Origin of the sequence: Brenneria corticis (assembly GCF_003115855.1) — a bacterium.
GTDB lineage: Bacteria > Pseudomonadota > Gammaproteobacteria > Enterobacterales > Enterobacteriaceae > Brenneria > Brenneria corticis.
The window spans coordinates 1-10234 of sequence record NZ_KZ819115.1 but is presented as its reverse complement, the minus strand read 5'-3'; the positions used below and the strand labels follow the sequence as shown (position 1 = coordinate 10234).

At 47.1% G+C, this 10234-nt stretch carries 11 protein-coding genes and 1 pseudogene; 11 read left to right on the top strand and 1 reads right to left on the bottom strand.

The window, feature by feature from the left end; all coding sequences use genetic code 11:
• From DDT56_RS24670 to DDT56_RS23810, 11 genes and pseudogenes are all read left to right on the top strand, one after another.
• The coding region (locus DDT56_RS24670; RefSeq protein ID WP_210417078.1) for a hypothetical protein at positions 1-337 on the top strand (337 nt) is incomplete at its 5' end.
• Positions 338-1086: 749 nt separating this feature from the next.
• Positions 1087-1185 (top strand): annotated as a pseudogene (locus DDT56_RS25100) (Fic family protein); the annotation flags it as partial.
• Positions 1186-2077: 892 nt separating this feature from the next.
• Entirely contained in the window at positions 2078-2812 is a 735-nt protein-coding gene (locus DDT56_RS23850) for a helix-turn-helix transcriptional regulator (protein WP_136168836.1), read from the top strand.
• A 586-nt stretch (positions 2813-3398) separates the two neighbouring features.
• Positions 3399-4910 (top strand): carbapenam-3-carboxylate synthase domain-containing protein, encoded by a 1512-nt coding sequence (locus DDT56_RS23845; protein ID WP_136168835.1) that lies wholly within the window; start codon positions 3399-3401, stop codon positions 4908-4910.
• A gap of 2 nt (positions 4911-4912) precedes the next feature.
• Positions 4913-5665, top strand: coding sequence for a carboxymethylproline synthase (gene carB, locus DDT56_RS23840; RefSeq protein ID WP_136168834.1), 753 nt, complete (start codon positions 4913-4915; stop codon positions 5663-5665).
• Positions 5666-5679: 14 nt separating this feature from the next.
• Positions 5680-6501 carry a TauD/TfdA dioxygenase family protein gene (locus tag DDT56_RS23835; protein ID WP_136168833.1) on the top strand — a complete coding sequence of 274 codons (822 nt, stop codon included), beginning with the start codon at positions 5680-5682 and terminating at the stop codon, positions 6499-6501.
• A gap of 54 nt (positions 6502-6555) precedes the next feature.
• Complete coding sequence (carD, locus tag DDT56_RS23830; RefSeq protein ID WP_136168832.1) at positions 6556-7686, top strand: carbapenem biosynthesis protein CarD; 1131 nt, start codon at positions 6556-6558, stop codon at positions 7684-7686.
• Positions 7686-7964, top strand: a complete 279-nt coding sequence (locus DDT56_RS23825; RefSeq protein WP_136168831.1) for a 2Fe-2S iron-sulfur cluster-binding protein — start codon at positions 7686-7688, stop codon at positions 7962-7964. The genes carD and DDT56_RS23825 overlap by 1 nt, the downstream gene beginning before the upstream one ends.
• Complete coding sequence (locus DDT56_RS23820) at positions 7958-8824, top strand: SUMF1/EgtB/PvdO family nonheme iron enzyme (RefSeq protein WP_136168830.1); 867 nt, start codon at positions 7958-7960, stop codon at positions 8822-8824. Before DDT56_RS23825 ends, DDT56_RS23820 begins: the two co-directional genes overlap by 7 nt.
• Positions 8814-9347: a carbapenem self-resistance protein CarG family protein gene (locus tag DDT56_RS23815; RefSeq protein WP_136168829.1), complete on the top strand. Its 534-nt coding sequence runs from the start codon at positions 8814-8816 to the stop codon at positions 9345-9347. The genes DDT56_RS23820 and DDT56_RS23815 overlap by 11 nt, the downstream gene beginning before the upstream one ends.
• Positions 9344-9898, top strand: a complete 555-nt coding sequence (locus tag DDT56_RS23810) for a carbapenem biosynthesis protein CpmH (protein WP_136168828.1) — start codon at positions 9344-9346, stop codon at positions 9896-9898. The genes DDT56_RS23815 and DDT56_RS23810 overlap by 4 nt, the downstream gene beginning before the upstream one ends.
• Before the next feature lie 67 nt (positions 9899-9965).
• Here DDT56_RS23810 and DDT56_RS24665 read toward each other — a convergent pair.
• The coding region (locus DDT56_RS24665) for a hypothetical protein (protein WP_210417077.1) at positions 9966-10234 on the bottom strand (269 nt) is incomplete at its 5' end.

Below are 10234 nucleotides of genomic sequence, written 5' to 3'. Positions count from 1 at the left end.
GAAAGAAACCTCGCTTAAGGCAGTGTCCACCGTCGCTGGGCAAGATCAACATTCGTTTAACCATGAGCCGCAGCGTATTGATGAGATTGATATCATGGAGTTTGATGATGACTTTCTGGCGCAGCTAACTTGGTTCTGGCATTTGGCTGTGGGGGAAATAATTCATTTAATATTCCTTACTACAATAAAGTGGTTCCTCTCCCTGATTTCTCAATATATAAGATGGAAAATCAGTGATTTCAATATCTCCGTAACGTTGATGTATTGCGCCAGAAGCGAATCGTTTGCGAAAACCGTCGGCAACAGCCTCTTCAGATGCACGGTTGCCGGGCATTGACACTTTCAGGCTAGCAGGATCGATAATCATACGACGACTGTTCCCCTCATCGGTTGTATCCACATGGTAACTGACAGTAAGTGTGGAGGATTTTGTCTTATGTGGTATCCACGCTACGCTGATATCATGAGATGAGTGATTTCCTTGCTTGCTTATGACTTTTCCTCGCAGCACCATTTCCATAGAAAGAAGATTTTTCCCGTCTCCTTCAAGCTGAGCCCGACATACAACCGAGCTGCCACTGGGATAGGCTTCATCAAGCCGTCGCATTTCTTCGGGGGTGGCAGCTCTGGTATTTATTGTGTTGAACAACAGTAAACCGACCACTGTAGACCAGAGAACGCGATACCTTGTCATTATCATTGCTTTCCTTGGTGTTGAAGTTACCTAAATTTTATCCGTCCACGCCTCTGATACATCAGGTAAAAGACGGTTTGAATCAGTTTCCCAATGCTGTTTCTGACGTATTATTCGTGCTCGGAAACATGTAAGGCAGCAAGATTACGTATCCTATCAAAAGGATAACGCTTTCATATCAAAGGAGCTAGCCTCTACATAACGGGTGATTTTAAATTATGAAGCAATTTTATTTGTTCAATTAGCTTGTGTGTTTACTTATAACAGATTGAAAAACCAGCTTGTAATAGATGCTCTGGAGATAGCGATAAAACAGCGCCAACCGCCAAGGTCGGTAGGCGCGCGAAATCAATACGCCAGCGTCGGTATCGCGATACATTGAAAAATAAAGTTCAACTGAGCTGAAGAAAGTAGATCAACTGACAAACCACACTTTCTTGAGCGAAAAGATCCTGTATCCGGCTATCTATTTTTCGTCGGAGAGGGGCTTGTTCCTATACGGCGAAGTTTTCGAACGTGGGTGATAAAGGTTCTGCGTGAAGAAGGGTTTATACCTGAACTGTGATTTAAATATCTCTGTTTCCGTGCTGGGACAGATATTTAACCGTATCCGCCCAACGCCATATGAAGCCCTTCACCTTGCGAAGGTACTGATAGCACAGGCCAAACCCCCAGTTTCGCTGGCTGTCGGTAAAGCGTGATTTATGAGCTTCTCTGCCCTTCGGGTCATAGCGAATCTCCTGTGTTCAAATTACGAGAAAATTCTATTTATGAACACTCTGCTTTTCGGAGGGGTTACCGTCACGCGACTCGAAATATTTAGAGTATAGGAAAGCTACTCGACTGCAATATCATTATTTTTATCTTCCTGGTAAAATAATTAAAAATTATATAATTAAGGTGTTAATTGTTTTTATGGTTAATGCTGTGTGTAATATGTTGACTTTTTGTATTTTGATTGATAATTTTAAGTCCTATTAAATACTAGTGGTTATATATTATGTAGAGCTGGAGTTAACTATTTTTATACAATTTATACTTCAAGTTGCAGGTGTGTTTGCTTTCCACGCTCACCCCAGTCACTATACTGGAGTAATCTCCAGGGGATTTACTGCGTTGCCGCTTTCCTGCAACTCGAATTATTTTTTGTATATGTGGTTATTTTGACCAGATAAAGAAAAAAGCTCAAAAAACACTCTCTACATATATGATTTTCGATTGATTAAAGGCTATTGGTATGGTCTATTTATCAAGATCTATTAACCGTTTTTATCAAACTGGGGACTGCCCCGATATCTAGTATGGCTAAAGATAATTATATTTACTCTCTATGAAGTAGTTAATTATTTAATCATTGAGCAATGTTGGTAATAGGGATTGGATATGAATGGCGAGATCTGTTTGTTTATAAAAAGAAAGTTGAAATGCGTTGGGAATGTATGGTTTTCATATTTTATGATGAGCAAAACTTCTACAAGCCAACCTTATATTATTTCGAATTATCCAGAGGCGTGGATGGATGAGTACCTAAGAAAAGAGATGTTTTTGAGCGACCCGATAATTTCTGCTTCATTGACGCGTATTACGCCGTTCTCTTGGGATGATAACGATATTGTTACGTTCAGGGTCAAGAATCAGGATGTTTTTGTTTCTTCCGTACAGCACAATATTAGTACGGGTTATACTTTTGTTTTGCACGATCATGATAATAACGTGGCGACGTTGAGTATAGCGAATCATTTGGACGAAACAAACTTTGAAAAATGTATGAAAAATCATGAAAATGATTTACAAATGCTGCTAGTGAACGTGCATGAAAAAGTGATGGCCTACCAGCGAGTCGTTAAAGATAAAGCTAAACTACCCGATAACGCCAGAAATACCTTGCTGTCTCCGCGTGAAACTGAAGTGCTTTCCCTGGTCAGTAGTGGACGAACTTACAAAGAAGTCTCCCACATTTTGGGTATTAGTGAAGTCACAGTTAAATTCCACATTAATAATTCAGTTAGAAAACTGGATGTTATCAATTCCCGTCATGCTATAACCAAAGCACTTGAATTAAATCTTTTCACTTCCCCTTGTAAAACCATGATGATAAAACATATGGAATCCCGATAATTATCTTTTCAAAATAGTATATATGGCACCGACTGATATAATTGACGCCCCTTTGCGACGTAATCGGTATTGGATGTCTGGTGATTCTATGGCCTATAACAAAAAGGTATCTCGTCAGAATTCTCTAGACACCATACGGCCCCGGGATTTTAACTGCCATGAAGGTCTTGCTCCACTTCTCATGTCTGGGTTCAAACATTGAACTCTATGGGATGTAACGTGAGACCTATTTCTGCACAATACTTGAAAACATTTGTCCGGAACCAGAAGAATGACGCCAATATTGACGGATGCTGTAGATTCAGCATAAACAAGGCCTTTGCTATGAATTAGCAATGATGTTGAGTTTAAAATACGCACAACCGAGTTTGCAGGCGCCGATGAAAGAACAGCTACCTTCAGGACATACTGACAACTATGCTGACAGAGGGTGTTACCTATCTAAAAGAATAGTATCTCCCTATCTAAAAGAAAGCGAGTGAGCTGAACTTTTACATGGTTAATATTTTTATTTATCTTCTTTATGATATGTGAAGAATTTAAACATTATTTCTTCTCATGTCGTTATTAAGGTAAGGTTATTACTATGAGTAATGGTTTTTGCATTATTTATAAAGGTTTTGATGCCGATATAAATAATATTCAACGCCGCTTTAGCGGAAAAGGAGAAGTATTATGTAATGGCTATCTTTTTATCGAACAGAATAGTCATTATCAGAAATGCGATACAGAAAAAGGGACGGCCTATCTGATAGGCAAGCTGTATAACCGGGAGTTTCTGACCGGATTGGCTGGGATATGGGATGGTGAAGCCTATCTTTCTAACGATGCCGAGCTGCTGGCGTTGCTGTTTACTCGCTTGGGAGAGAACGCACTAGCGTTGGCCGAGGGAGACTTCTGCTTTTTCATCGACGAACCGAGAGGCAAACTAACGGTTATCACCGAGTCTCGCGGTTTCTCACCCGTTCATGTGGTGCAAGCGAAGAAAACCTGGATTACCAATAGCCTGAAGCTGGTTACTGCGGCTGAAGGCGAAGATGCGCTGCTGTTCGAAAACGAAGCGCTGGTTTGCCAGTCGCTGACGCGTGCGGATAATTACACGCCGGTGAAAAATGCGCAGCGCTTGAAGCCGGGCGCGGTACATATTCTTACGCGCGATAGCGAAGGTTATCCTTTCGTTGAGAGTCGTGTGCTTACCGAACCTGCTGGTAATCAACTATTAGCTCTGCCGCGCGAACCGCTGTTAGTGCTGATTGAGCGTTATCTGAACGCCCCTCTTGGGGATTTGGCTCAACGCTTTGATACGGTCGGTATTCCGCTTTCTGGCGGGCTGGACTCCAGTCTGGTAACCGCGCTCGCCAGCCGCCATTTCAAACAGTTGAATACGTATTCGATTGGTACGGAACTCAGTAATGAGTTTGAGTTTTCTCAGCAGGTAGCCGATGCACTTGGTACGTGCCATCAGGTGCGAATCCTGTCCGAAACCGATGTCATCAATGGCATCGTCGAATCCATCTACTACAACGAAATATTCGACGGCTTATCGGCTGAAATCCAATCGGGACTGTTTAATGTGTACCGGCAGGCGGAAGGGCAAGTGTCATGCATGCTTACTGGCTACGGCTCCGATTTGCTGTTTGGCGGCATATTGAAACCGGGGGCACATTACGAGAACCCGAATCAGCTTCTCGCCGAGCAAGTATACCGCACACGCTGGACGGGGGAGTTTTCCACCCTGGGGGCCTCCCATTACGGCATCGATATTCGCCATCCCTTTTGGACGCACGCGCTGATTACGCTGTGCCATTCGCTGCATCCTGATTACAAAATTTACGATAACGAGGTCAAAAACGTCCTGCGCGAATACGCCGATTCGCTCCGACTGCTGCCTAAAGATATCGTCTGGCGCAAGAAAATTGGTATTCACGAAGGTTCTTCAGTCAATCAGGCATTCGCCAATGTACTCGGCTCAACGGTTGATAATTACCAGACCAAAAGCCGCTTTACCTACCGCGTTTACCAGGCCTTCCTGCGCGGACGACTCTCGATTGATGATGTCATGCCATCTCAGCTTAAAGAATTGATTAAAAAGGACTAACTATGGTTTTGGAAGAGAATGCCGATGGGGTTCGGATTATTACGCTGAATCATCCGAATAAACATAATCCCTTCAGTCGCTCGTTGGAGAATAGTGTGAAAGATGCGCTGGCACGAGCCAATGCCGACGACGGCGTACATGCTGTGGTGGTCTACGGCGGTGCGGAGCGTTCATTCTCCGTCGGCGGGGATTTCAACGAGGTGAAGCAACTATCACGTAGTGAAGATATTGAAGAGTGGATCGACCGAGTTATCGATTTGTATCAGGCCGTACTGAATGTGAATAAACCTACTCTCGCGGCGGTAGACGGATATGCGATCGGCATGGGATTTCAGTTCGCACTGATGTTCGACCAGCGACTGATGGCGTCGACGGCCTGTTTTTCCATGCCGGAGCTTAAGCATGGCATCGGATGTTCGGTTGGTGCGGCAATATTGGGATTCACCCACGGATTCAATACGATGCAGGAGATCATTTATCAGTGTCAATCGCTTGATGCGGCACGTTGTATGGATTACCACCTGGTTAATCAGATGGTGGATAGCACAGCACTGCTGGATGCCGCTATTACACAGGCGCACGTCATGGCGGGCTACCCAGTTTCCGCATTTATCAATACAAAACGGGCGGTAAACAAGCCTTTCATTCACCTGTTAGAGCAAACCCGCGATGCTTCCAAGTCTGTACATAAGGCAGCATTTCAGGCGCGCGACGCACAGGGTCATTTTAAAAATGTTCTTGGCAAGAAATATTAAGGATAAGGAAGAAAATGAGCGAAACAGTGAGATTCAATCCGATTATGGCCTCCGGCTTCGGTGCATATATCGATCACAGGGAGTTTCTAGAAGCGAAAACAGAAACGATTAAAAACCTGCTTATGCGTCAAGGCTTTGTCGTTGTGAAAAAACTCGATATTGATGCCGATACGTTCCGCGATATTTACTCGGCGTACGGCACGGTCGTTGAGTATGCCGATGAAAAAATCGGGGTGGGTTTCGGCTATCGCGACACATTGAAGCTGGAAGGTGAGAAAGGAAAAATAGTAACCGGGCGTGGTCAACTGCCTTTCCATGCCGACGGAGGCCTGCTGCTGTCACAGGTGGATCAGGTTTTCCTGTATGCTGCCGAGATCAAAAACGTCAAGTTCCGTGGCGCTACCACTGTGTGCGATCACGCGCTGGCCTGTCAGGAAATGCCTGCTCATTTGCTGCGCGTACTCGAGGAAGAAACCTTTGAAGTTCGTGTGCTGGAGCGGGGCTACTATGTTGACGTCTCCCCAGATGGCTGGTTCAAAGTACCGGTCTTCACCGACCTGGGGTGGGTCAGAAAGATGTTGATTTATTTCCCATTTGATAATGGACAGCCAGCCAGTTGGGAGCCACGGATTGTTGGTTTCACCGAACATGAAACCCGTACCTTTTTCCAGGAGCTTGGGGCATTTTTAAAACAGCAACGCTATTACTACAAGCATTTCTGGGAAGATGGCGATCTTCTGATTATGGATAACCGTCGTGTCATTCACGAGCGTGAAGAGTTTGACGACGACAACATCGTACGTCGTTTGTATCGCGGGCAAACCGCTGATCTCTAATCCTCATGATACCGGCGCGTAAACGCGCCGGATTGCTATGGAACTGGAACCATCATGCATAACGATCTTTACGCTATCTACAGTCGTTACACATCAGGTACGTTGTTTTTCAAATATTGTGCGACAGCGATTCTGACGCATAGGCTGACGCGCCGACTGTCGCTTTTTACGCTGAAAAAATGCCTCGCACGGCCGCACGGACGTCTTTTTTCTCGGGTTAACAGCATCTACTTTGGCGGTGAAACGCTAGAGGATGTACGCAGCACAGCAACCTTTCTGGCGCGTGCCGGGATTGCCAGCGTGCTGGATTATGCCGTTGAGGGGGAGAATGACGAAGCGCAGTTTGATAACGCGATGGAGAATACGCTACGCCTTATTGAAATGTCTCAACAAACCGATACTCTTCCTTTTGTCGTGATCAAGCCATCATCATTGGGCAGTGTGTCAGTGTATGCACGCCAGAGCGAAGGATTAGCGCTGGATGAAACTTCTACTCAGGCATGGTCGTGCATCGTGGCACGTTTCTCACACCTATTCGACTATGCTCGTTCTCATGGCGTGCGCGTCATGGTTGACGCCGAGCAAACGGAGATTCAGCCAGCAGTCGACCGTCTGGTACTGGAAATGATGCGCGAGTTCAACCGTGATAGTGCGGTAATAACGCTGACGCTACAATTCTATTTGAAGGATCAACTGCGTTTCCTAGATGAATGTTACCAGAGAGCCTGTCAGTATGACTTTATATTTGGGGTTAAAGTTGTGCGTGGCGCCTATCTGGAAGAAGAGAAAAGAGTGAACGGCGGTGAGCGCTGTTTCTCTACCAAGCAGGAAACGGATTACAGTTATAACGCTGCGGTGGACTATATCGCGCAGCGTCTGGATCGCATCGCGCCGTTTTTTGCCACGCATAACGAGGACAGTCTTGCGCTGATTATGAAGAGCGAGCCGTTGCGCACGGCACGCACCTGGGTGGGGCAGCTTTACGGACTGGGCGATCATATTACTTATTCACTATTGCAAACCGGCTTTCGTGTATGCAAATACCTGCCTTATGGCCCGCTCGACAAGTCGTTGCCGTATTTACTCCGCCGGATTGAAGAGAACGCGGTTGCCTCGGCAACATTTAAAAAGGAAAATAAACTCTTGCAGAAGGAGTTACTGCGTCGTTTGGCGGGGGGAATGTAATGTCAGAATTTAAGTGTCGTATTCGTAATACCGCCATCGACTTTACGGTTTCGGAGAATAAAAGCGTGCTCAGTGCCGCTTATGAGGCCGGCGTCAAACTGCCTTATCGCTGTGCCGCCGGATCCTGCGGTGTGTGCAAAGTACGTCTGACGTCCGGTCGCGTCAGAATGGACCATTCTGGTGGGATCTCTCGTCACAATATTGCTGATGGCTACATTCTGCCTTGCTGCTCAGTGCCGCTCTCTAACCTCGAAATTGAACTTGTATCGTCATGTTGAAGACTCGTTTTATCGTTGGACTATGCTGTACCTTTCCCTTTTTAACCGCGCAAGGGGCGATCTCGTTCCCCGATGAGGTTATCGTTAACGGCGGCAATTTCTACGTTGGCCCCATCTTCGGGCCGGGAGACTATGCCGCCCATCCCAATACCGCCATTGCGTCTTTCGCCATGATGAAAACGGAAGTCACCTATCAGCAGTATCATGCACTGCAAGAATGGGCGGAAGAGCGGGGCTATCAACACAGCGGTGGCTGCAATGGCGCGACCTTTGAGGATTGCCTGCCACCCGAGCAGGACGACGGGCGGCATCCGGTCACCAACGTTTCATGGTGGGACGCAGTGATTTTCGCCAATGCGCTCAGTGAGCGGCAACGGCTGCAACCCTACTACCTCACGGCCGATGGCGAGACGTTGAAGCGGGCGCCGGAGGATGATAACGACAAGGCCATACGTGGCAACCCGCAGTCTTCCGGTTACCGTTTGCCGACGCTTGCAGAATGGCAAATGGCGGCCAGGGGCGGGAAAAAGGGGTTGGCGAACGCTACCTACGGCTATCGCTACGCTGGCAGCGACCAGCCTGAGAACGTCGCGCATTTCCCCGCGAACACGCAGTCATTCGGCACGTTGCCAGTGGCGTCGAAGCAGCCAAACTTATTGGGCCTTTACGACATGAGCGGGAATGTTTCTGAGTGGTTGAGCGAGTCCTATGCGGTGGAGGGCGGTAAAACCATGTACTACTTTTGTGGCGGCAGCTATCTGGAACGGACGAACAGTCTAGCAAGCTGCGATCTGCATACGCCCGGTTTTTTCATGTCAGATATTGGTTTTCGACTGGTAAGGACGCTTGATGATAAATAAATTCGTAGGGGGAGTGGTGCTCTGTGCCATGAGCGGCACTGCCGCCGCGCTCTCACCCGTGGCGTTAAAAGACGGCATCAATCGGCTGGATCTTAATCGGGATGGAGGGAACGACTATGTCGTCGTCGCCCAGTTTGACAATAATACCTCGCATCCCAATCTCGGTCTGACTTTCTTTATAAAACGCCCGGACGGCATGCACAGTATCATGCCGGTTGCCAACAGTAATACGTTTACCTGGTTCGACTATCGGCTATCTGCCGCGGCGGATTTTTTGGTGCAGGATAATCGACTGTTCCTGTCGGCAAAGCGTTATTTTCTGGTGACGGCAAGGAAGCAGGGGGAAAACGTATTTGATCCTGCTAAAGTCATTTTGACGATTTATAGCTTTACAGAGTCTCGGAACGATCCTGGCGTACCGCTGTATGAATGGTCAGAGCGGAAGCGCGTGGTGACACAGAATACCTACCAGTCAGTCGATGAGGCCTACAAGGAAGTGAATGAGGCCATGCTGGCAAAATGAAAACGTTCTTATTGATCGCATTCGGGTTGCTGTTACCCCTCGAGGCGTTGGCCCAACTTAGCGAGCAGGATTACCAACAACGGGTGCAGGATTTTTTTGATGCGGAGCCACCGTTGTGTCTGGGCGAGAAACAGTGGCCGGTGCGTAGCCCTAAAGGTGACGCGCCTTGGAATAGTGGACGTTTGCAAGCGCTGGTGGACGCCGGGCTGGCACACGCGACGTCGGAAGGCACAGACAGGGTATATCGTTTATCGCCCGTGGGCGATAAGAACTGGCGCCAATATGGCGATCTCTGTTACGGCAGGATGCAGGTGAACGGTATCGAGAAAATCGATCGCGTAAATCAGGAACTGACGATTGTGTACTTCACTTATCGCCTAACGCCATTGGAGAGCTGGGCGCATAATCGTTCGTTACGTTTTGCCTTCAGTGAGTTGGATAATCTTGTTGGCGGAGTGGGAACAACGCGTTATTCGGCCACGATTCGTGAGACGCTGGGTGGTGCGGCGAAATTGCAGGACTACCCAGTACCCGTTGAGCTGGATTATTGACGATGCGTAAAGGGTGAACTTCAGGCCAACCGTTTTTCGATCAATTTTCCGGATACTCAGGGATAAATCAAAACGAATTGGAAAATATTTTTATGCTAACTTTTTGAATTAAAACAACATATGTATTCATAAATAGGCATAAAAAAGGAAAGGTGCCCGGACTCGGACAAAAGCGCCGGGAGCGTTTTTGCATGGCGCGTAAGCGCCAGCCCCAAAGGGGCGAGTAATTGAACGGAGTTCGATGGAGAGTCCTTACCCCGGAAAGCAAAAAACCAGCCATCAGGCTGGTTTCAGACTGATGACAAAGTCCTGGCCTCTCAGCCAGGACTTTGATCT

Excerpts from the sequence above, each read along its gene's own strand:
- DDT56_RS23845 (WP_136168835.1), top strand. The coding sequence starts at position 3,399 with ATGAGTAATGGTTTTTGCATTATTTATAAAGGTTTTGATGCCGATATA.
- DDT56_RS23820 (WP_136168830.1), top strand. The coding sequence starts at position 7,958 with ATGTTGAAGACTCGTTTTATCGTTGGACTATGCTGTACCTTTCCCTTT.
- carD (WP_136168832.1), top strand. The coding sequence starts at position 6,556 with ATGCATAACGATCTTTACGCTATCTACAGTCGTTACACATCAGGTACG.
- DDT56_RS23835 (WP_136168833.1), top strand. The coding sequence starts at position 5,680 with ATGAGCGAAACAGTGAGATTCAATCCGATTATGGCCTCCGGCTTCGGT.
- carB (WP_136168834.1), top strand. The coding sequence starts at position 4,913 with ATGGTTTTGGAAGAGAATGCCGATGGGGTTCGGATTATTACGCTGAAT.
- DDT56_RS23810 (WP_136168828.1), top strand. The coding sequence starts at position 9,344 with ATGAAAACGTTCTTATTGATCGCATTCGGGTTGCTGTTACCCCTCGAG.
- DDT56_RS23825 (WP_136168831.1), top strand. The coding sequence starts at position 7,686 with ATGTCAGAATTTAAGTGTCGTATTCGTAATACCGCCATCGACTTTACG.
- DDT56_RS23815 (WP_136168829.1), top strand. The coding sequence starts at position 8,814 with ATGATAAATAAATTCGTAGGGGGAGTGGTGCTCTGTGCCATGAGCGGC.
- DDT56_RS23850 (WP_136168836.1), top strand. The coding sequence starts at position 2,078 with ATGAATGGCGAGATCTGTTTGTTTATAAAAAGAAAGTTGAAATGCGTT.